Genomic DNA, 21,905 nt, shown 5'->3' with positions numbered 1-21,905 from the left:
TGGGCTCTGACCTGGGATTTTTAGAAACTGTCGGCGGGCGGCCGTACGGTGGAGGGCATGAGACAGGTGTCGGAACTCCAGCGGATGGTCGCCCCGCTGAAGGTGGTGTCGGACTTCGAGCCGGCGGGTGACCAGCCCGCCGCGATCGCGGACCTGGAGCGGCGGATCAACGCCGGCGAGCAGGACGTCGTGCTGCTCGGCGCGACCGGGACCGGGAAGACCGCGACCGTCGCCTGGCTGGCCGAGCGAATCCAGCGCCCGATGCTGATCCTGCAGCCGAACAAGACGCTCGCCGCCCAGTTCGCGAACGAGCTGCGCCAGTTCTTCCCGGCCAACGCCGTCGAGTACTTCGTGTCGTACTACGACTACTACCAGCCGGAGGCGTACGTCCCGCAGACGGACACCTACATCGAGAAGGACTCCTCGATCAACGAGGAGGTCGAGCGGCTGCGGCACTCGGCGACCTGGTCGCTGCTCACCCGCCGCGACGTGATCGTGGTCGCGACCGTGTCCTGCATCTACGGCCTGGGCTCCGCCGACGAGTACCTGAACCGGATGATCCACGTGAAGGTCGGCACCGAGATGGACCGCGACGGCCTGCTCCGCAAGCTCGTCGGGGTGCAGTACGCGCGCAACGACCTGGCCGGCACCCGCGGCACGTTCCGGGTCCGCGGCGACACGCTCGAGGTCTTCCCGGTGTACCAGGAGCTCGCCGTCCGGGTGGAGTTCTTCGGCGACGAGATCGAGCGGCTGATGACGCTGCACCCGCTCACCGGCGAGGTGCTGAGCGAGGAGGACGAGCTCTACATCGGCGCCGCGACGCACTACGTGACCGCGCCGGAGAAGATGGAGCGCGCGATCACCTCGATCGAGGCCGAGCTGGAGGAGCGGCTGGCGGAGCTCGAGCGCAATGGGCAGCTGCTGGAGGCGCAGCGGCTCCGGATGCGGACGACGTACGACATCGAGATGATGCGCCAGATCGGGACCTGCTCCGGCATCGAGAACTACTCGCGGCACACCGACGGCCGCGAGCCGGGCTCGGCGCCGCACTGCCTGCTGGACTACTTCCCCGAGGACTTCGTGCTGGTCATCGACGAGTCGCACGTCACGGTGCCGCAGATCGGCGGGATGTACGAGGGCGACATGTCCCGGAAGCGGACCCTGGTCGAGCACGGGTTCCGGCTGCCGTCCGCGATGGACAACCGGCCACTGCGCTGGGAGGAGTTCCTGGAGCGGATCGGCCAGACGGTGTACCTGTCCGCGACCCCGGGGCAGTACGAGCAGGACAAGTCCGACGGGTACGTCGAGCAGATCATCCGGCCGACCGGCCTGGTCGACCCCGAGGTGATCGTGAAGCCGACCAAGGGCCAGATCGACGACCTGATCCACGAGATCCGGGCCCGGGTCGAGCGCGACGAGCGGGTGCTGGTCACCACGCTGACCAAGAAGATGTCAGAGGACCTGACCGACTACCTGCTCGAGATGGGCATCCGGACCAGGTACCTGCACAGCGAGGTGGACACGCTGCGGCGCGTCGAGCTGCTGCGCGAGCTGCGGATGGGCGAGTTCGACGTCCTGGTCGGCATCAACCTGCTCCGCGAGGGCCTGGACCTGCCGGAGGTGTCGCTGGTCGCGATCCTGGACGCGGACAAGGAAGGCTTCCTGCGGTCGGGCCGGTCGCTGATCCAGACCATCGGCCGCGCCGCGCGGAACGTGTCCGGTCAGGTGTTCATGTACGCCGACAAGATCACGCCGTCGATGGAGCAGGCGATCGACGAGACCAACCGGCGCCGGGCGAAGCAGATCGCCTACAACGAAGAGCACGGGGTCGACCCGCAGCCGCTGCGGAAGAAGATCGCCGACATCACCGACATGCTCGCCCGCGAGGACGCCGACACCGCCGAGCTGCTCGGCTCCGGCCGCACGCAGTCCCGCGGCAAGGCGCCGGTGCCGGGCGGCGGGAAGGCCAAGGCGGGGGAGAAGGCGAAGGAGCTGGCCGGCGGCCTGCCGTCGTCCGACCTGGCGGACCTGATCCAGCAACTCACCGACCAGATGCACAACGCCGCCGCCGAACTCCAGTTCGAGGTCGCCGCCCGCTTCCGCGACGAAATCTCCGAACTGAAAAAGGAACTCCGCCAAATGACCAACGCCGGCGCCAAGTAGCCGGGCGAGGGGCCGGATCAGGGGCGGGACGATCTCTGGTCCTGGCCCGGGGGGCGGTTTACGGTACGGCGGTGGTGGTTTATGGCGGGCCGATTGTGGATACGCATGTGCACCTGCAGCTTGGGCAGGACGCGGCGATGCGGGGGTTCGGGGCGCATCGGGCGGGGGACTACCTGACGCAGGCGGGTGGGCTGGACGTTCGGAACGCCGCGGCGCTGGTGATGGCGCCGGAAGGGCGGCCGGAGGAGACCCGTCGGCTGAACGACCTGGTGCTGCAGCTGCACCGGGAAGACGAGCGCTGGCTGCCGCTGTGCTCGGTGCACCCGCACGACGGCGACGCCGCCCTCGCGGAGATCGACCGCGTCGCCGAGGCCGGCGCGAAGGGCTTCAAGCTGCACCCGAACACGCAGGCGTTCGATCTCGGCGACGAGCGGGTCGCCGCCGTGGTGCAGCGAATCGCCACGCACGGCGTACCGGTGCTGTTCGACGGCTACTCGCCGGTCGACCCCTTCCAGCCAGGCAAGTTCGTCAAGCTCTCGATGGGCGTTCCGGACGCGCAGATCATCATCGCCCACGCGCTCGGCCAGCGGTTCGCCGAGCTGATGGTGTACGACGTACTGACGAAGTTCCCGGACCTGTGGAGCCGCAACATCTGGGTCGACCTGTCGTTCAGCGGCGCGCTGTACGCCGACTCGCCGTTCCGGGAGCAGTTCGCCTGGAGCATCCGCCGGGTCGGGGTGGACCGCCTGCTCCTCGGGTCCGACTATCCGCTCGGCGGGATCGGGTCGGCACTGGCCGCCCTGGACACCCTCGGCTTCACGGCCGACGAGCAACGGGCGATTGCCCACGACAACGCGGTCAAACTGTTCGGGTTGGACGTGTGACATGGCACGACTGAGCGCCTCCGACATCCTCGAGTACTGCCTGGCCAAGCCCGGCGCCTGGCAGGACGAGCCGTGGGAGGGGGACGTGGTGGCGAAGGTGGGGCCGAAGATCTTCGCGTTCCTCGGGGCCGGCAGCGTCGGGCTCAAGTGCGGGGCGAACCGGGAGGAAGCGGACGAGCTGGTCGACACCTACCCGGACGACGTCAGCAAGATGGCGTACATCGGGCGGTCGGGGTGGAACACGGTGCGGTTCGGGGGAGCCGTGCCGGACGACGAGGTGCTCGAGCTGATCGACGCGTCGTACGAGACGATCGTCGCGAAACTGCCCAGGAGCCAGCGTCCCGGGTGAGCTCCGGGGCGGTTTGATAGACGGCTTCAACCAAACACGGTTCGCAACTATTCCCTCACCTGCCTGTGATGATTTCGACAGGCGGACAGCGGGCACCGGATTTGGAGACTTGGACGCCGAACCGTCAGAATAGGTCCGGAGAAGGGGAGTATTCCTTTCGCGGCGGCATCGTCATCACGGTCGGGACCCAGTGCCTGACCCGGTGCCTCCGGCGTCACTCGTCACTCAGGGTGATGCGGAAGAGACCTTCGGAGTTAGCTGTCTCGGTCTGAGCTCCGGAGGATACTTGTGCACGTAGCTGACTACGTCTGGTACATCACCGTCGGCCTGCTGCTCGCGCTGCTGGCGTTCGACGTCTTCGTCATCGGCCGCCGGCCGCACGAGCCGAGCACCCGAGAATCGGCCACCGCGATCGCCTTCTACGTCGGCCTCGCGGTGATCTTCGGCCTCGGGGTCTGGTGGTTCTCCGGAGGTCAGTACGCGGGCGAGTTCTTCGCCGGCTGGCTCACCGAGTACAGCCTGAGCGTCGACAACCTGTTCATCTTCCTGATCATCATGTCCAGGTTCGGCGTGCCGAGGCAGTACCAGCAGACCGCGCTGCTGATCGGCATCATCCTGGCGCTGGTGTTCCGCGGCATCTTCATCGCGGTCGGCGCCGCGGCGATCAACCAGTTCTCCTGGGTCTTCTACCTGTTCGGCGCGTTCCTGGTCTACACCGCGATCCACCTGGCGAAGCAGGGTGAGAACGACGACGAGGACTTCAAGGAGAACGCGGTCATCCGGTTCGCGAAGCGCCGGCTGAACGCGACGCACGAGTACAACGGCGTGAAGCTCACCGTCGTGCAGAACGGCAAGCGGATGGTCACGCCGATGCTGATCGTGATCATTGCGCTCGGCACCACGGACCTGCTGTTCGCGCTCGACTCGATCCCGGCGATCTACGGCCTGACCCAGGAGCCGTTCCTGGTCTTCACCGCGAACGTCTTCGCGCTGATGGGTCTGCGGCAGCTGTACTTCCTGCTCGGCGACCTGCTCCGCCGCCTGATCTACCTGTCGCTCGGCCTGTCGGTCGTGCTCGCGTTCATCGGCGTGAAGCTGGTCCTGCACGCGATGCACGTGAACGAGCTGCCGTTCATCAACGGCGGCCACCACATCGAGTGGGCCCCGGAGATCCCGATCTGGTTCTCGCTCGGCTTCATCATCATCACGCTCGGCATCACCACGGTCGCCAGCCTGGTGAAGTCCCGCAAGCTGCAGGCCGAGACGTCGGCGGCGGTGGGCTCCGCGACGCCGGACGAGCGTTCGGAGGACGGACCGGTCCAGGACGAGCCGGTCCAGGACCAGGTGCAGCACAAGAGCTGACTCAGACCGACGTCGCCCCCGGATCGCCGACGCGATCCGGGGGCGACGTACGTCTGCGGCAATGCCAGAAGCGGGCGGCGTCAGAAGCGGGCGGCGGTCACCAGCGTCGCTCGGCGATCGTCGGTCAGGGCCTCGTTCTCCAGCCGCTTGCCGGTCTCGGAGGCGTGCAGCATCCCCGCGGCGGAGACGAAGCCGACGTGGTGCACCCGCTTGCCCTCGCGGGCGAAGAAGTACAGGTCGCCGGGCCGCGCCTCGTCGATCGGGATGTTCGGCAGGGTGTCCGCCTGGTCGTGCGCGTCCCGCGGCGTACGCAGCCCGAGGACCCGGCTGACGGTGTGGATCAGCCCCGAGCAGTCCAGCCCGTACGCCGACGTACCGCCCCACAGGTACTCGAGCCCGAGGAACAGCTCGCCAAGCCGCAACCGGTCCTCCGGCTCCGACGGCTCCGACACAGACCGCAGTACGGCGTCCTGCAGCCAGCCGGAGCCACCGTCAGGGGTGGCGACCCGCGTGTACCCGTCGGCGTGCTCGTCCGACGCCAGCACCGTCGCGAACGACAGCTCGGCCAGCGGCCGGCCGCCGGGCTCGGCCAGTAGCGAAGCCGTCGGTGCGGCGATGGCGACCGGGTCCGACGCGCTCTGCGGGAGTTCGCCGAGGTGGCTCGACGGGACCCAGCCCGGGTATCCGAGGGCGTCCTGCGACGACGGCTGCCACGGCGCGACGATCTCCGACCAGCCGTCGCGCTCCGAGCGGACCAGCACGGGCTCGGCGAACAGCAGCTGGGTCAGTGTCCGGCCGTGCAGCCCGAGCCGGGTTTCGGTGTCCATCGACTTGGCCCAGGCGGCGACGTCCGGTTGTGCGGAGATGGCCGGGGCGTCGATGTCACGCGGCGCGTCCGGCGCGGTCCAGACCGTGCTGACCGGGACCTTGGTGGCGGCTAACTTCATGACCTCAACCCTGTCACGCCGAGTCCGGGAGCAGAAGGCAGGTGGATCAGCGCGCCGTCGTACCGGATCCCGCCGGTCACCGGCGGCTCGCGCAGCCACCAGGCGGCGTCGAGGTCGTTGACCGTCGTCGTCGGGTACGCCGACACCAGCGCGGCCGCCGCGCCGACGCCGACCGGGCCCTCCATCATGCAGCCGACGATCGCGCCGAGGCCGTGCTCGCGGGCCAGTTCGAGGAGGGTCCGCGCCGGTGCCAGCCCGCCGCACTTGGCCAGCTTCACGTTGACCAGGTCGGCCGCGCCGCGGCGGATCACGTCCACCAGGTCGCGGACGCCGTACACGGACTCGTCGGCGAGGATCGGCGTGCCGACGCGGTCGGTCACCCACGCCATGCCGTCCAGGTCGGCCGCGGCAACCGGCTGCTCGACGAGCTCGATCGCGCACCCGGCGTCCTCCAGCGCGCGGATCACGGTGACCGCCTCGCGCCGGGTCCAGCCCTGATTGGCGTCCAGCCGGAGCCGCGGCTCGGGGCCGATCGCGTCGCGGACCCGGCGGACCCGCTCGATGTCACCGGTCGCGTCCGTGCCGACCTTGATCTTGAGGACGTCGAAGCCGTCCGCGACCCGCGCCTTGCCGGCCTCGGCGAGGGTGTCCGCGTCGCCGACCGACAGCGTCATGTCGGTGCGCACGACGTCGACCGTCGAGCCGAGGAAGCCGTGCATCGGCTGCCCGCGCCGGCGGGCCGCGAGGTCGTGCAGCGCCACGTCGACCGCGTCCTTCGCGCCGAAGTTCCCGACCGCCGCGCCCTGCACGCGGCGCAGCGCCTCGGTGAGGTCGTCCGGACCGAGTCCGTCGAGCGCGGTCGCGATCGGCCCTTCGATGCAGGCCTGGGAACCGGCGAGCGAGTCGCCGGTGACCTTCCACACCTGCGGCGCCTCACCCCAGCCGCTGAGCTCGCCGTCGCTGATCTCGACGAGCAGCGACTCGACGTGGGTCGCCGTACGCAGCGCGGTGACGAACGGGGTGTGCAGCGGCGCCGAAACCAGATGCGTGGTGAGCTTCACCGCACCGCCTCCAGGTTGTGCCGGTGGTTCCACGCCTCGAGCGCGATCGCCGCGATGAGCTGTTGCGCCTCGGTGTCCGGCAGCTCCGACGTCGTACACACGACCAGCACGAACGGCTCGGCGTCCTTCGGGTAGACGATGCCGCCGTCGTGCCGGATCCGGGTGTCCCAGCCGTTCTTGTGCTCGACGCGGGTCCGTTTCGGCAGCAGCGCGGGGATCTCGCCGTTCCACTGGTTGCCGGCCAGCAGTTCGCGCAGGTACTCGCCGGCGTCGTCCTTCCGGTTGCCGACCGCAACGAGCACGCCGGCCATCCCGGCCGGGCTCATCAGGTTGCTGATCCCGGCGCGCGCCGCCGGGACGTCGTCGATACCGCGCCGGACCTGGGAGGCCGGTGCGGGCGAGCTGGGCAGCGTCGCCTCGACCAGGGCGGCGTTGGCGGCCGCGACCCCGACCTGTTCGAGCACCAGGTTCGTCGCCAGGTTGCTGGACCGGGCGATCATCTCCGTCGCCAGCCAGGTGAGCGGCACCTTCTTGCCCAGCTGCTGCCAGGTCTTCGGCGCCTCGTCCTCGTCCGGGTTCACCCCGAACCGGCCGCCGGCCGCGGACGCGAAGTCGTTGTGCACGAGCACCGGCTGGAAGAGCTCGAGCTCACCGGCCTCGACCTTGCGCATCATCGCCATCGCCACCGGCAGCTTCATCGTGCTCGCCGAGTAGTGCGGCCGCTCCGCCTCGTGCACGAACACCGGCGTGCCGTCCAACCGGCCCAGCCAGACCCCGAACTCCCCGCTCCCGTCGACCCGCCGAAGCAGCTCCGCGATTCCCATGCGGTCACCCAATCACAACGCAGGACCTGGCAGACTTCCCAGGGTGTCCCGGGCTCTCGGCATCCTTCTCGGCTTCGCTGCCGACCGTGTCTTCGGCGATCCGCGACGCTTCCACCCGGTGGCCGGCTTCGGCCGTACGGCGGCCCGCGTCGAGAAGCATGTGTACGCCGACTCGCGTCCTCACGGTGCCGCTTACGCGGCCGTGCTCGTCGGATCCACAACGGTTCTGGGCCTTGCGATCGAGCGGCTGACCCGAAGGCATCCGATCGTCCACACCGCAGCCACTGCGGCGGCCACCTGGACTGTCCTCGGCGCCCGCAGCCTCGAGCGGGAGGCCGAGGCCATGGCCGCGCTGCTGGAGGACAAGGACATCCCGGCCGCGCGGGATCGGCTCAGCCACCTGTGCGCCCGCGAGGCGACGTACCTGGAGGCCGACGAGCTGGCCCGCGCGACCGTGGAGTCGATCGCCGAGAACACCTCCGACGCCTGCGTCGCGCCGCTGCTCTGGGGTGGTGTGCTCGGCATCCCGGGCCTGCTCGGGTACCGCGCGGCGAACACGCTCGACGCGATGGTCGGCTACCGGTCGCCGAAGTACGAGAACTTCGGGTGGGCGGCGGCGCGCCTGGACGACGTACTCAACCTGCTGCCCGCCAGGGTGTGCGCGGCGCTGACCGGGCTCGCGGCCGGGCGACCGGCCGACGCCGGGGCGGTCTGGCGGCGGGACGCCGGCAAGCACCCGAGCCCGAACGCCGGACCGGTCGAGGCCGCGTTCGCGGGTGCGCTCGGGCTGACGCTGGGCGGGACGAACAGCTACGGCAGCTACCAGGAGGACCGCGGCACGCTGGGCGACGGTCCGGCGCCGGCCGTCGCCGACGTTCGCCGTACGGCGGAACTCGCCAAGCGGGTCGGCATCGCGGCGGCGGGGGTCGCGGCGGGCATCGCCCTGCTCAGGAAGGGGCAGCGATGGGGTTGAGTCACCGCCCGTTGCGGATCGCGCTGATCCGGCACGGGGAGTCCGAGGCGAATCTGGACAAGACGATCTACGAGCGCACTCCGGACCACGCCGTCCCGCTGACACCGCACGGCCACGAGCAGGCGGCCAAGGCGGGGCGGGAGCTGCGGGAGCTGTTCGAGAACGAGCCGGTGCGCGTGTACGTGTCGCCGTACCTGCGGGCGCGGCAGACGCTGGACTCGCTCGGGCTGGACGACCTGATCGGCCTGGCGCGCGAGGAGCCGCGGCTGCGCGAGCAGGACTGGGCGAACCTGCAGGACACCGAGGACATCGAGCGGCAGGAGCAGCTCCGCGACTCGTTCGGGCACTTCTTCTACCGGTTCACGCACGGCGAGTCGGGGTCGGATGTGTACGACCGGGTGTCGACGTTCCTGGAGACGATGCACCGCGACTTCGAGAAGCCGAACGCGCCGCGCAACGTGCTGCTGGTGTCGCACGGGCTGACCATGCGGCTGTTCTGCATGCGATGGTTCCACTGGTCGGTGCGGTTCTTCGAGTCGCTGCGGAACCCGGGCAACGCGGAAACACGCGTGCTGCTGCGGCAACCCGATTTCCGGTACAAGCTGGATCGGCCGTTCGAGCAGTGGACACCCTACGAACCGACGGAACGGGAGCGATCGGCATGGTTGTAGCGCAGACGCGGGAGGCCGTACTCGACCTGCTGGCGAGCCTGTCGCCCGCGCAGCTCAGCAGGATCAGAGCACCGTTCGACACCCCGGACCACAAGGAGTGGACGTACCTGCCGGGGGACCGGCCCGGCTTGCCGCTGTCCGAGCTGACGCCCGCGCAGCAGGTGCTGGCGAAGCGCCTGGTCGAGCTCGGCTGCAGCGAACGTGGCGCGGCGGACTCCTGGGCGGTGCTGGACGCGGAGGTGATCCTGCGCGGGATCCCGGCGCTGCCGGAGTCCGGCGACTGGGAGGGCTCGGTGCTCGGCGGCCGGTACTTCCTGCGCGTGCTCGGCGACCCGTCCGGGACGGAGCCGTGGGCGTGGCGGCTGAACGGGCACCACCTCGCGATCCACGTGACGGTGGTGGACGGCGCGATCGCGTTCACCCCGCAGTTCATCGGCTCCAACCCGGCCGAAGTACTGAGCGGACCGGAGACCGGACGGCGGTTCCTCGCGGCCGAGCAGGACCTGGGCTTCCAGCTCCTGCACGCCCTGGAGCCCGGCCAGCTGGAGGTGGCGCTCGTCTCGCCCGAGGCTCCCGACGACATCCTGACCCGCCACGACCCGGTCGCCGACGCGTCGCTGCTGCACCGCGGCCTGGCGTACGGCGACATGACCGAGGACCAGCGCCAGCTCCTCAGCCTGCTGGTCGGCCAGTACGTCGGCCGCGCCGCCGGCCCGATCGGCCTGCAGACCTGGCAGGACATCACCGCCCAGGGCATCGAACGCCTGACCTTCGCCTGGGCCGGCGAAACCACCCCCGGCCGCGGCCATCGCCACTACTACTCGATCGCCGGCCCGACCTTCCTGGCCGAGTACGACAACACGCAGGACAACGCCAACCACATCCACTCGGTCTGGCGTGACGTCCGCAACGACTGGGGCACCGACCTGCTCGCGGCGCACTACGCCATGCACCGCTAGAGTCAGGCCCGTCAATCGACGGCATCAGCAGGAACCCGGTGTGAGTCCGGGACGGTCCCGCCACTGTGACCCCGTGCAGGGGGAGTCAGGAACTGCCGCCGTCGTACCTCCGGTCGGGGCGTGGACACCCCGGGAAGGACTGTGCGCGTGGCTGCGAATCTTCTGCTGCTCTCGACTGCCGATACCGATCTGCTGGCCGCTGCCGAGGCGCGGGCGGGGTGGGCCGTCGCCAACCCGGCGCGGCTCGAGCTCGATCGGCTCGGGGCGTTGCTCGACGAAGCCGCGGTGGTCGTCGTACGACTCCTGGGTGGGCGGCGGGCCTGGGAGGAAGGGCTCGACGCAGTGCTCGCCTCGGGCAAGCCCGCGGTGGTGGTCAGTGGTGAGGCCGTGCCCGACGCCGAGCTGATGTCGCTGTCGACCGTCCCGGCCGGGGCGGTGACCGAGGCGCTGGCCTACCTCCGAGAGGGCGGCGCGGACAACCTCCGGAACCTGGCCGGCTTCCTGCGTGACACGCTGCTGCTCACCGGTGACGAGTTCGAGCCGCCGCGCGCGCTCCCGGCGTACGGCGTCCGCGGGTCGTACGTCGAGGACGACCGCCCGGTGGTGGGGATCGTGTACTACCGCGCCCACGAGATCTCCGGCAACACCGCCTTCGTCGACGCGCTCGCTGCCGCGGTCGAGGCGGCCGGCGCGCAGCCGCTGCCGGTGTACTGCGGGACGCTGCGCGGCCTCGATCCGACCAGCGACGAGAACGCCGGGCTCTTCGAGATCCTGCGGAAGTGCGACGTGCTGGTGACGACGCTGCTCGCCGCGGGCGGCTCGGTCGCGGCCAACGCGAGTGCGGGTGGCGCGGACGACGCGTGGGACGCGGGTGCGCTCGCGTCCCTCGACATCCCGCTGATCCAGGGCCTCGCGCTGACCTCGACCCGCGAGCAGTGGGTGGACAGCGACGCGGCCGTCAGTCCGCTGGACGCGGCGACGCAGGTCGCGATCCCGGAGTTCGACGGGCGGCTGATCACGATCCCGTTCTCGTTCAAGGCGTACGACGCCGACGGCCTGGCCCGGTACGCGCCGGATCCGGAGCGGTGCGCGCGGCTCGCCGGGATCGCGGTCGCGCACGCGCGCCTGCGGCACGTCCCGCCCGCCGAGAAGCGGATCGCGCTGGTGCTGTCGTCGTACCCGACGAAGCACGCGCGGATCGGGAACGCGGTCGGCCTGGACACCCCGGCGTCGGCGGTCGTGCTGCTCGGGCGGTTGAAGGCGGCCGGCTACGACGTCGGCGACCTCGACGTGGACGAGCTGGAAGGTGACGGGCTGATCCATCGGCTGATCGCGGCCGGCGGTCACGACGTCGACTGGCTGACCGACGAGCAGCTCGCGAACGCGGTCGCCAAGATCCCGCTGAGCGTCTACGAGCAGTGGTTCGGCCGAGTCCCAGAGTCGTTGCGCACGGCAATGACCGAGGCGTGGGGTCCGGCGCCGGGGGAGCTGTACGTCGACACGTCGGGCGCCGAGCCCGCGATCGCGCTGGCCGCGCTGCGGTTCGGGAACGTCGTACTGATGATCCAGCCGCCGCGCGGGTTCGGGGAGAACCCGGTGGCGATCTACCACGACCCGGACATGGCGCCGTCGCACCACTACCTGGCGGCGTACCGCTGGCTGGAGGCGTCGCCCGCGGAGGGTGGGTTCGGCGCGCAGGCCGTCGTCCACCTGGGCAAGCACGGCACGCTGGAATGGCTGCCGGGCAAGGGCATCGGGATGGCGGCCGACTGCGCGCCGGACGCGGTCCTCGGCAACCTGCCGATGGTCTACCCGTTCATCGTCAACGATCCCGGTGAGGGCACCCAGGCCAAGCGGCGGGCGCACGCGACGATCGTCGACCACCTGGTGCCGCCGATGGCGCGCGCCGAGACGTACGGCGACATGGCGAAGCTGGAGCACCTGCTCGACGAGTACGCGACCGTGCAGGCGCTCGACCCGGACAAGGTGCCGACGCTGCGCGCGCAGATCTGGACGTTGATCCAGGCCGCGCAGCTGCATCACGACCTGCACACCGACGAGAAGCCTGATGACGAGGACTTCGACGAGTTCGTCCTGCACCTCGATGGGTATCTGTGCGAGATCAAGGACGTGCAGATTCGCGACGGGCTGCACGTGCTCGGCGGGGCACCGGCGGGTGAGGCACGCGTCAACCTTGTGCTCGCCGTACTGCGGGCTCGGCAGCTGTGGGGCGGGTCGTACTCGATCCCGGGGTTGCGGACGGCGCTGGGCGAGGCGTTCGGGGTCGACGAGGCCGAGTTGCTGGCGAACCCCGGCGCGGCCGCTGGGCTCGCCGACCTGGCGACGCTGGCCGACCTCCCGGCAGTGACCGGCGCCGACGGCGTCGACCTGCTGGAGGCCGTGGCGCGCAAGCTCGTGCTCGGGATGGAAACGCTCAGCTGGGACGCCGCCAAGGTCCCCGTGGTGGTGGCCGAGGTCCTGGGTCGCTCCGCCTCGGAGGTCGAGGCATCGCTCACCTTCGCCGCCACCGAGGTGGTGCCCCGGCTCGCCCGCACGGACGACGAACTGGCGAACGTACTCCGCGCCTTGGACGGTCGCTTCGTCGAGGCCGGCCCGTCGGGATCGCCGACACGCGGGCTCGTCAACGTGCTGCCGACCGGGCGCAACTTCTACGCCGTCGACCCCAAGGCGATCCCGAGCCGGAATGCCTGGGACGTCGGCGTCGCGCTCGCCGACTCGCTGCTCGCCCGGCACCGCTCCGAGACCGGGGAGTGGCCGCGCTCGGTCGGCCTCACCGTCTGGGGTACGTCGGCCATGCGCACCCAGGGCGACGACCTGGCCGAGGTGCTCTGGCTGCTCGGCTGCCGCCCGGTCTGGGACGAGGCGTCGCGCCGCGTCACGAGCTTCGAGGTCGTCGGCCTGGAGGAACTCGGGCGGCCGCGGATCGACGTGACGATCCGGATCTCCGGGTTCTTCCGGGACGCGTTCCCGCACGTGGTGGCGCTGCTCGACGAGGCGGTCCGGACGGTCGCGGACCTAGACGAGTCGCCGGACGCCAACTACCTGCGCGCGCACGTCCAGCAGGACGTTGCTGCGGGCAACGACGTACGGCAGTCGACGGCGCGGGTGTTCGGCTCCAGACCCGGGTCGTACGGCGCCGGCCTGCTGCCGCTGGTCGACGCGCGGAACTGGCGGACCGACGCGGAACTCGCCGAGGTGTACGCCGTCTGGGGCGGGTACGCGTACGGCAAGGACCTCGACGGCGCCGAGGCCCGCGGCTCGATGGAGCGCGCGTACGCCCGGATCCAGGTCGCGGCGAAGAACGCCGACACCCGCGAGCACGACATCATGGACTCCGACGACTACTTCCAGTACCACGGCGGCATGATCGCGATGGTGCGGCACCTCACCGGCGCGAACCCGAAGGCGTACGTCGGCGACTCCGCCGTCCCCGCCCAGGTGAAGACCCGCACGCTGGAGGAGGAGGCGAAGCGCGTCTTCCGCGCGCGGGTGGTGAACCCGCGCTGGATGGCGGCGATGCGGCGGCACGGGTACAAGGGCGCGTTCGAGATGGCGGCCACCGTGGACTACCTGTTCGGGTACGACGCGACGGCGGGCGTGGTGGACGACTGGATGTACGAGTCGCTGACCACGGAGTACGTCGCGGATCCGGAGATGGCCGAGTTCTTCCGCAGGTCCAACCCGTGGGCGCGGCACGGGATCGCGGAGCGGCTGCTCGAGGCGGCGCAGCGCGGCCTCTGGGCGGAGCCGTCGGCCGAGGCGCTCGAGACCCTGCGCACCGCGCTGCTTGAGACGGAGGGTGACATCGAGGACCGCGGCTGATTGGGTGGACGCATGTCGCCTGAGCAGCCCCGGGTCCTGATCACCAACGACGACGGTTACCGCGCACCCGGGATCCGGGCGCTGGCGCCCGCGATCGCCGAACTCGGGTACGACGTGGTCGTGGTCGCGCCGATGAACGACGAGAGCGGTGTCGGGTCGGCGCGCGCCGCGAGCGTCGGACGGCCGATCCGGACCGTGTCCGACGAGGAGAACGGCGTGACGTTCACCGGGATCGACGGGACGCCGGCGCTGGCGGTGACACTGGCGACCGTCGGCGCGCTCGGCCCGGTGCCGGATCTCGTGCTCTCCGGGATCAACCGCGGACTGAACATCGGCGTACCGATCTTCCACTCCGGCACCGTCGCGGCGGCTCTGACCGCAGCCGGGCAGGGGGTGTCGGCGGTTGCCGTCAGCATGGACGCCGACGACCCGCAGCACTGGCCGACCGCGGCGACGGTCGCGGGCGAGGCACTCGGCTGGATCACCGGCGAACCGGTCGGCACGGTGGTCACGATCAACGTCCCCGACCGCCCGCTGGACCAGCTGGCCGGCGTCCGGCACGCGTCGCTGGCCCCGATCACCCGCTCCCGCCTGGTCGGCACCAAGGCCCCCACCGGCGAGCCGATGATCGCCGTCGAACCCATCCAGCCCAACCCGGTCCCCGGCTCCGACGAGGCCCTGCTCCGCGCCGGCTTCGTCACCGTCACCCCGATCGTCGGCATCCGCGAGGTGAAGGACGACGCCGCCGCCACCGCCCTCGCCAAACGCCTGACACGATGAGGCTGTACGTCGCGGAGTACGGCGCGGCCGACGCCCCGGCGCTGCTGTTCATCCACGGCCACGGCGGCGGCTACCACTGGCAGCGCTGCCAGGCCGAGCGGCTGGCGCAGGACCTACGGGTGATCGCGCCGGACCAACGCGGCGTTCTCCGCTCCGGCCCGCTTCCACCCGGGGCGACCGTCGATCTCGATGCGCTGCTCGCCGACTTCGAGGAGCTGCGCGCGGAGCTCGGGATCTCCCGGTGGGCGATCCTCGGGCACTCGGCCGGCGGAAACTACGCGGTGGAGTACGCGATCCGGCATCCGTCCGTGGTCAGCGCGGTGATCTTCGACTGCCCGTGCTGGGACTTCGACGCGAACGACCGCCACCGGTTGCCGCTCTTCGCCGCGCTCTACGAGGAGCTGGGCGATTCCGTGCGCGCCGCCCGGTGCCGTGAGCTGGCGGCGCTGGAGCGGCGCCTGACCGCGGCCGATCGGACGTACGAGCTCGCCTTCGGCCTCGGCGACCGCTTCCAGGACCTGTCGTTCCACGACCCTTCGTGGCGGGCCGACTTCGTCCGGCTCGGGGAGGACGCCGGCTTCACCGACGAGATGTGGGCGTACGGCAACAGCCACCTGTCGACGCTCGACGAGCTCTACACCTCGAAGCTCGGCCGGCTCGCGCTGATGCCGCAACCGAGCCTGCTCATCGAAGGTGTCGACGACCTGGCGACGGACCCGCTCTCGGTCCGCAGGTACCACGACACCGTGCCGCGCGGGCGGGTCGTGACCTTCGACCGCTCCGGTCACTTCCCGCACTTCGAGGAACCCGAGCGGTACGCCGAGCTGGTCCGGTCGTTCCTCCTCGACAGGTAGACCTGGGCGGCAGGTCGTGCCGGTGGGTGTGCCATGATCGGGCCGACGAGTGTGGAGGAACACCGGTGACCAGCGTGCTGGGAGTCCGGGGCGGTCCCGCCACTGTGACCAGGGTTGAGGCCCTGGAAGCCAGGACATCTGTGCTCGTCCGCCGATTCACCGGCGTACCAGTGCCGTAGCGGGCGTGGACACCCGCTCGACGAAAGGGACCTCCGCGATGCGGGTTGTGTCGACCAGCGGTTCATCCACCGCGTTTCCGTTCACCGCGGTCGTCGGGATGGACGATCTCCAGCTCGCGCTGATCCTGGCGGCGGTCTCGCCGGCGATCGGCGGTGTGCTGATCCGCGGCGAGAAGGGTACGGCGAAGTCGACCGCGGTGCGGGCGCTCACCGAGATCCTGCCGCCGGTGGACGTCGTACCGGGGTGCCGCTTCTCGTGCGACCCGGCGCGGCCGGATCCTGCGTGCCCGGACGGGCCGCACACCGATGAGCGATCGGTGCGGGCGGCGCGGCTGGTCGAGTTGCCGGTGGGCGCTACCGAGGACCGGGTGCTCGGCTCGCTGCATCTGGAGAAAGCGCTGGCGCAGGGCGTCACGGCGTACGAGCCGGGTCTGCTGGCGGCGGCGCATCGTGGGCTGCTGTACGTCGACGAGGTGAACCTGCTGCACGACCACCTGGTCGACGTACTGCTGGACGCGGCCGCGATGGGGCGGGCGACCGTGGAGCGGGACGGGGTGTCGGTGACGCATCCGGCGCGATTCGTGCTGGTCGGCACGATGAACCCGGAGGAGGGCGAGCTCCGGCCGCAGCTCCTGGACCGGTTCGGCCTGACCGTCGACGTGGTTGCCAGCCGGGATCCCGCGGTGCGGGTGGAGGTGATGCGGGCGCGGCTCGCGTACGAGGCGGATCCGGTCGCGTTCGTCGCGCGGTACGACGGTCCGCAGCGGGAGCTCGCCGAGCGGATCGTGAAGGCGCGGGATCTGTTACCCGAGGTGATCCTGACGGACGCGGCGCTGCGGCAGATCGCGGAGATCTGCGCGGCGTTCGACGTCGACGGGATGCGCGCGGACCTGGTCACGGCGCGGACCGCGGTGGCACACGCCGCGTGGAGCGGACGGACCGTCGTCGAGGTCGAAGACGTCCGCGCCGCCGCGAAACTCGCCCTCCCGCACCGGCGCCGCCGCAACCCGTTCGACGCACCAGGCCTCGACGACCAGCAACTAGAAGAAGCCATCAACAACAGCACCCCACCCGAAGACCCGGACCCGGACGGCCCTGACGGGCCGGGGCCGGGCGGCGGTGCCGACAGCTCGGAGCCGGTGGACGGCGACGCCGGGGAGCGGGAGCAGCCGGCGGGCGACGCGGCGGGCGGGGGAGCGCGCCGCCCGGCGGACGGTGCCGAGGCGGGGGACGCCGGCGGGGTGCAGGAGGTTGTGGGGAGTGGGGTGCCTTATCGGGCTCGGGTGTTGCGGGTGGAGCAGGCGGGGGTGGGGGTTGCGGGGCGGCGGTCGCGGGCTATTACTGAAGTCGGGCGGGTGGTGGGTGACCGGGCTCGGGTCGGGCGGGAGGCGGGGCGGCCGCATCTCCTGGCGACCTTGCGGAGTGCCGCGCCGCATCAGCACGAGCGTGGCCGCACCGGACCGGGCCTGGCCGTGCGCGCGACCGACGTACGACTCGCCGTCCGCGAAGGGCGCGAAGGGAACCTCGTGCTGTTCTGCGTCGACGCGTCCGGCTCGATGGGGACGAAGAAGCGCATGGGCGAGGTGAAGACCGCGATCGTCTCGCTCCTCCTCGACGCGTACCAGCGCCGCGACACCGTCGGCCTGGTCACGTTCGCCGGCCCGACCGCGACGGTCGCGCTCCCGCCGACCGGCAGCGTCGAGACCGCCGTACGCCGCCTGGAATCCCTCCCGACCGGCGGCCGCACCCCACTCGCCGAAGGCCTCCTGCAAGCAGCCGAGGTACTGCGGATCGCCGCCATCCGCGACCCCCGCCGCCGTCCGCTGCTCGTGCTCGTCACGGACGGCCGGGCGACGTACGGCGACAACGCGTTCGCCCGCGCCCGCCAGGCCGCGGGATGGCTCGCCCAGCACGGGATCGCGACCGTCGTCGTGGACTGCGAACCGCGCCGCGGCCTCCGCCTCGGCCTGGCCGCGGAGCTCGCCGCCGACCTCGGAGCGGAGTACCTCGACCTCGGAGACGTTGCCGCGGGCAACCTCGTCCGCGCGGTCAGCGACCGGAAGGCGGCCTGAGATGCCGAAGGGACAACCGGTCGCGGTACCGGACGACGGCCTGACCACCCGGCAGCGCCGGAACCGCCCGCTGCTGATGGTGCACACCGGTGAGATGAAGGGGAAGTCGACCGCCGCGTTCGGGATGGCACTGCGGGCCTGGAACCAGGGCTGGAACATCGGGGTCTTCCAGTTCGTGAAGAGCGCGAAGTGGAAGGTCGGCGAGGAGAGCGCGTTCAAGGCGCTCGGCCGGCTGCACGCGGCGACCGGCGAGGGCGGGCCCGTCGAGTGGCACAAGATGGGCGAGGGCTGGAGCTGGTCGCGGAAGGCCGGCACCGAGGAGGACCACGCCGCGGACGCGCTCGAGGGCTGGCGCGAGATCCAGCGCCGGCTCGGCGCGCAGACGCACGACCTGTACGTGCTGGACGAGTTCACGTACCCGATGAAGTGGGGCTGGATCGACGTCGACGAGGTCGTCGAGACGCTCACCGGCCGGCCCGGGCACCAGTACGTCGTGATCACCGGCCGCGACGCGCACCCGAAGCTTCTCGAGGCGGCTGATCTCGCCACCGAGATGACGAAACTGAAGCACCCGATGGACGCCGGCCAGAAGGGCCAGAAGGGCATCGAGTGGTGATCCCCCGGGTGGTCGTGGCGGCGCCGGCGTCGGGCACCGGGAAGACGACGGTCGCCGTCGGGTTGATGGCGGCGTTGCGGCGCGCCGGGCACCGGGTGGCCGGGTTCAAGGTGGGGCCGGACTACATCGACCCCGGGTTCCACGCGCTCGCGACCGGCCGGCCGGGGCGCAACCTCGACCCGATGCTGTCCGGCGAGAAACGCGTCGGCCCGCTGTTCGCCCACGGGTCCGCCGGGGCGGACGTCGCCGTGGTCGAAGGCGTCATGGGCCTGTACGACGGCGCACTCGGAACCGAGGGCTTCGCGTCCACGGCCCACGTGGCGAAGTTGCTCAAGGCACCGGTAGTACTGGTCGTGGACGCGTCCGCCGCGGGCCGCAGCGTGGGCGCCGTGGTCCAGGGCTTCGTCGCCTATGACACCGAAGTACGCATCGCCGGCGTGATCCTCAACAAGGTCGGCTCCGACCGCCACGAAACCGAAGTACGCGCAGGCGTGGCGCCCACCGGCATCCCAGTCCTGGGCGCCCTCCGCCGAGACACCCGCCTGACCGTCCCCAGCCGCCACCTGGGCCTCGTCCCCGCCGACGAACAACGCACCCAAGCCGAAACAGCAGTAGACGCGGCCGCCGAGCTGGTCCGCACCGGCGTAGACCTCGATGCGGTGCTCGCCACAGCCAAGTCCGCCCCAGCACAGCCGACAACCCCGTGGAACCCGACCACAGAGGTGACATCCGCCGGGTTGCCTGCTGGCGGCCCTCAGGTCGGGGCGGTTGTGGGGACGCGGCCGGTGGTGGCTGTGGCGGGTGGGCCGGTGTTTTCGTTCAGGTATACGGAGACGACCGAGCTGCTGACTGCGGCCGGTGCGGAGGTGGTGACCTTCGATCCGCTGAGTGATCAGTTGCCGGAGGCAACTGCTGCGTTGTATCTCGGCGGCGGCTTCCCGGAGTTGCACGCGGAGGCGCTGTCGGCGAACGTCGCGCTGCGCCGCCAGGTTGCCGCGGCCGCGGCGAGTGGGATGCCGGTGGTCGCCGAGTGTGCTGGGCTGTTGTACCTGTGTCGTGAGCTCGACGGGCATCCGATGACCGGCGTGCTGCCGGCGACCGGGCGGATGACCGAGCGGCTGACGCTTGGCTACCGTACGGCGGTCGCGGCGACCACGACCGTGTTCTTCGACGAAGGGCGGCGGGTGCGCGGGCACGAGTTCCATCGGACGACGGTCGACTTCGACGGCGACGTACATCCCGCGTGGCATCTGCCGGGCGGCGTCGAGGGTGTCACGCTTCCGCAGGTCCACGCGTCCTACCTGCACCTGCACTGGACGGCCACCCCGGACGTGCCCGCCCGGCTGGTCGCCGCCGCCCGCGAGCGCGCCCGATGAGCCTGGTGGTCGGCGTCGGACTCCGTTCCGGTACGCCGTACGCCGAGCTGCGCGAGCTGGTGCGTGAGGTCGTGAGCGGCGACGTGCGCCTGATCGTCACTGTTGCCGGCCGCGAATCCGAACCAGCCCTCCAACAGCTGGCCGAGCAGTTCGGTGCCGAGCTGCGGGCCTTCAGCAAGGAAGAGCTCGCCGAGCAGCCGGTTCCGACGCCGAGTGAGCGGGTGGAGCAGCTCGTCGGTGTCCCCGGCGTCGCGGAGGCAGCCGTTCTCGCGGCCGGCGCGGAGCTCGTGACCCGCAAGCACCGCAGTACCAACGCCACGATCGCCACCGGCCGCCTGCCCGCACCCGGTTACACGCCTGCGGAACGCGACGTCGTACACCGGGTGATCGCGGAGCGCCGCGACGTACGGCGTGGGTTCCTGGGCCTGCCGGTCGACGACGACGTGCTGACCCGGGTGCTCGAGGCAGCGCACCGCGCGCCGAGCGTGGGCCTCAGCCAGCCGTGGGACTTCCTCGTGATCCGCGACCGCGCGACCCGGGAGAAGGTGCACGCGCTGGCGAGCGCGCACCGGGACGCGTTCGCGGCGTCGTTGCCGGCGGACCGGCGGGAGGCGTTCGACGGGCTCAAGATCGAGGCGATCCTCGACACACCGGTGAACATCGCGGTGACCTGCGATCCCGGCCGCGGCGGCCGGCACGTCCTCGGCCGGCACGCGGACCCGCGGACGACCCGGTTCTCGGCCGCGATCGCGATCCAGAACCTCTGGCTCGCCGCCCGCGCCGAGGGCCTCGGCGTCGGCTGGGTGTCGTTCTTCGAACCCGACGAGGTCGCCGCCGTCCTCGGGCTCCCCGCCCACGTCGAGCTGGTCGGGTACCTCTGCATCGGGTACGTCGAGGAGTTCGCCGCGGCCCCCGAACTGGTCCGCACCGGCTGGGCCCGCCGCCGCCCCCTCTCCTGGGCCATCCACCACGAACACTGGGGCCACCGCACCACCTCCATCGTCGACGACGCCCTGACGGCGGCTGACAGCTCGGTCCGGGCGAGTGGCGGGCCGGTCCACGTGATCGTGGGCGGCGATGCTACGGACCTGCTGAAGTCCGATGCGCTCGTCGTCGATCTCGGCGCGACTCGGCCGCCCGCCGGGTTCGGTGTGCTCTGGCGGCCGGCGCGGTCGCCCGCGGAGGCTGTCGAGTACGGCGTGGAGATCGCCCGCGACCTCGCACTCCAGGGCGCCGGGCATCTCGCCGTACACCTCGCCGACGACTCGGAGCTCGCCAAGGCCCTGGCGGAAGGCGTGCAGACGGGTGCGTCGGCCTCCGGTCTGACACACTCCTGCCCATGAATGCACCGATGTACGTCCCGGCGTTCTCGATGAAGCAGCGCGTGACGATGATGGCGAACAAGTACGAGCTGATCGCCACCAACCCCGACGGGAGCGACGGCCCGCTGCTCGCGTTCGCACAGCAGAAGCGGATGGCGTTCAAGGAGCAGGTGACGTTCTACTCCGACGAGACCAAGACGCGCCCGGTGTTCTCGTTCAAGGCGCGCAAGGCGATCGACCTCGGGTCCGGGTACGACGTGTACGACGCCGACGGGCAGGCGATCGGGTGGTTCAAGAAGGAGTTCGGCAAGAGCCTGCTGCGGTCCAGCTGGCAGCTCAGCGCGCCGGGCGTGGACGCGGACGGCACCGAGCGGAACCCGACCGTCGCGATCGTCCGCCGGGTCTGGGAGTTCGTGCCGTTCGTCGGGGAGATTCCGCTGCCGTTCATCTTCCACTTCGACTTCACCGAGCGCGGCAGCGGCCGGCAGGTGCTGTCGGTGGAGCGCAAGGTGTCGATCCGGGACCGCTACCGGATCACCGTGCAGGACGAGCGCCTGGACTTCCGGGTCGCGGCCGCGATGACGGTCGCCCTGGACGCGCTCCAGTCGCGCTGACCATCGGTAACGAGGACCGGCGTACGACCAGAGTCGTACGCCGGTCTCACTCTTTC

General features: G+C 71.0%; 18 protein-coding genes and 2 riboswitches. Of the genes, 15 read left to right on the top strand and 3 right to left on the bottom strand.

All coding sequences use genetic code 11. The features are described from left to right. Positions 1-57 precede the first annotated feature (57 nt). From uvrB to ABN611_RS36280, 4 genes are all read left to right on the top strand, one after another. Positions 58-2,163, top strand: coding sequence for an excinuclease ABC subunit UvrB (gene uvrB / locus ABN611_RS36295; protein ID WP_350276822.1), 2,106 nt, complete (start codon positions 58-60; stop codon positions 2,161-2,163). A 107-nt stretch (positions 2,164-2,270) separates the two neighbouring features. Next, positions 2,271-3,047, top strand: coding sequence for an amidohydrolase family protein (locus ABN611_RS36290; protein WP_350276821.1), 777 nt, complete (start codon positions 2,271-2,273; stop codon positions 3,045-3,047). A 1-nt stretch (position 3,048) separates the two neighbouring features. Next, the gene (locus tag ABN611_RS36285) at positions 3,049-3,396 is read left to right on the top strand and encodes an MmcQ/YjbR family DNA-binding protein (RefSeq protein WP_350276820.1); all 348 of its coding nucleotides are present in this window, start codon (positions 3,049-3,051) and stop codon (positions 3,394-3,396) included. A 288-nt stretch (positions 3,397-3,684) separates the two neighbouring features. Next, on the top strand, positions 3,685-4,758 hold the full coding sequence (locus tag ABN611_RS36280) for a TerC family protein (RefSeq protein WP_350276819.1): 1,074 nt from the start codon (positions 3,685-3,687) through the stop codon (positions 4,756-4,758). 80 nt (positions 4,759-4,838) lie between these two features. On the opposite strand, the gene ABN611_RS36275 is transcribed toward ABN611_RS36280, so the two are convergent. From ABN611_RS36275 to ABN611_RS36265, 3 genes are read right to left on the bottom strand one after another with little or no spacing between them, the layout of a single operon-like run. Beyond that, a complete protein-coding gene (locus ABN611_RS36275) occupies positions 4,839-5,705 on the bottom strand; it encodes an NlpC/P60 family protein (RefSeq protein WP_350276818.1) in 867 nt (288 codons plus the stop codon). Then, positions 5,702-6,766, bottom strand: coding sequence for a dipeptide epimerase (locus ABN611_RS36270; protein ID WP_350276817.1), 1,065 nt, complete (start codon positions 6,764-6,766; stop codon positions 5,702-5,704). Before ABN611_RS36270 ends, ABN611_RS36275 begins: the two co-directional genes overlap by 4 nt. Then, on the bottom strand, positions 6,763-7,590 hold the full coding sequence (locus tag ABN611_RS36265) for a serine hydrolase (RefSeq protein WP_350276816.1): 828 nt from the start codon (positions 7,588-7,590) through the stop codon (positions 6,763-6,765). The genes ABN611_RS36270 and ABN611_RS36265 overlap by 4 nt, the downstream gene beginning before the upstream one ends. A gap of 43 nt (positions 7,591-7,633) precedes the next feature. Between ABN611_RS36265 and ABN611_RS36260 the strand changes: the two genes are divergently transcribed. The 11 genes from ABN611_RS36260 to ABN611_RS36210 all read left to right on the top strand — a co-directional run bounded on the left by ABN611_RS36260 (position 7,634) and on the right by ABN611_RS36210 (position 21,849). Beyond that, positions 7,634-8,563: a cobalamin biosynthesis protein gene (locus ABN611_RS36260; protein ID WP_350276815.1), complete on the top strand. Its 930-nt coding sequence runs from the start codon at positions 7,634-7,636 to the stop codon at positions 8,561-8,563. Continuing rightward, positions 8,554-9,234, top strand: a complete 681-nt coding sequence (locus ABN611_RS36255) for a phosphoglycerate mutase family protein (RefSeq protein ID WP_350276814.1) — start codon at positions 8,554-8,556, stop codon at positions 9,232-9,234. The genes ABN611_RS36260 and ABN611_RS36255 overlap by 10 nt, the downstream gene beginning before the upstream one ends. Further along, on the top strand, positions 9,225-10,193 hold the full coding sequence (locus tag ABN611_RS36250) for a DUF3500 domain-containing protein (protein WP_350276813.1): 969 nt from the start codon (positions 9,225-9,227) through the stop codon (positions 10,191-10,193). Before ABN611_RS36255 ends, ABN611_RS36250 begins: the two co-directional genes overlap by 10 nt. After that, a riboswitch (cobalamin riboswitch) is annotated at positions 10,180-10,308 on the top strand. (Overlaps the previous gene by 14 nt.) 32 nt (positions 10,309-10,340) lie before the next feature. Further along, on the top strand, positions 10,341-14,036 hold the full coding sequence (cobN, locus tag ABN611_RS36245; protein ID WP_350276812.1) for a cobaltochelatase subunit CobN: 3,696 nt from the start codon (positions 10,341-10,343) through the stop codon (positions 14,034-14,036). Positions 14,037-14,048: 12 nt separating this feature from the next. After that, on the top strand, positions 14,049-14,816 hold the full coding sequence (gene surE / locus ABN611_RS36240; RefSeq protein WP_350276811.1) for a 5'/3'-nucleotidase SurE: 768 nt from the start codon (positions 14,049-14,051) through the stop codon (positions 14,814-14,816). Next, positions 14,813-15,670, top strand: a complete 858-nt coding sequence (locus ABN611_RS36235) for an alpha/beta hydrolase (RefSeq protein WP_350276810.1) — start codon at positions 14,813-14,815, stop codon at positions 15,668-15,670. The genes surE and ABN611_RS36235 overlap by 4 nt, the downstream gene beginning before the upstream one ends. A gap of 9 nt (positions 15,671-15,679) precedes the next feature. Next, positions 15,680-15,831: riboswitch (cobalamin riboswitch) on the top strand. Positions 15,832-15,887: 56 nt separating this feature from the next. Further along, positions 15,888-17,921, top strand: coding sequence for a putative cobaltochelatase (locus tag ABN611_RS36230; RefSeq protein WP_350276809.1), 2,034 nt, complete (start codon positions 15,888-15,890; stop codon positions 17,919-17,921). A gap of 1 nt (position 17,922) precedes the next feature. Further along, positions 17,923-18,537 carry a cob(I)yrinic acid a,c-diamide adenosyltransferase gene (cobO, locus tag ABN611_RS36225; protein WP_350276808.1) on the top strand — a complete coding sequence of 205 codons (615 nt, stop codon included), beginning with the start codon at positions 17,923-17,925 and terminating at the stop codon, positions 18,535-18,537. Then, positions 18,531-19,913 (top strand): cobyrinate a,c-diamide synthase, encoded by a 1,383-nt coding sequence (locus tag ABN611_RS36220; protein WP_350276807.1) that lies wholly within the window; start codon positions 18,531-18,533, stop codon positions 19,911-19,913. The genes cobO and ABN611_RS36220 overlap by 7 nt, the downstream gene beginning before the upstream one ends. Then, positions 19,910-21,256 carry a 5,6-dimethylbenzimidazole synthase gene (gene bluB, locus ABN611_RS36215; protein ID WP_350276806.1) on the top strand — a complete coding sequence of 449 codons (1,347 nt, stop codon included), beginning with the start codon at positions 19,910-19,912 and terminating at the stop codon, positions 21,254-21,256. Before ABN611_RS36220 ends, bluB begins: the two co-directional genes overlap by 4 nt. Next, positions 21,253-21,849, top strand: a complete 597-nt coding sequence (locus tag ABN611_RS36210) for a hypothetical protein (protein ID WP_350276805.1) — start codon at positions 21,253-21,255, stop codon at positions 21,847-21,849. Before bluB ends, ABN611_RS36210 begins: the two co-directional genes overlap by 4 nt. The last annotated feature ends 56 nt before the right edge of the window (positions 21,850-21,905 follow it).

Source organism: Kribbella sp. HUAS MG21 (genome assembly GCF_040254265.1).
GTDB lineage: Bacteria > Actinomycetota > Actinomycetes > Propionibacteriales > Kribbellaceae > Kribbella.
Note: the sequence above shows the minus strand (reverse complement) of the source record. Positions and strands in the feature narration are given on the sequence as shown.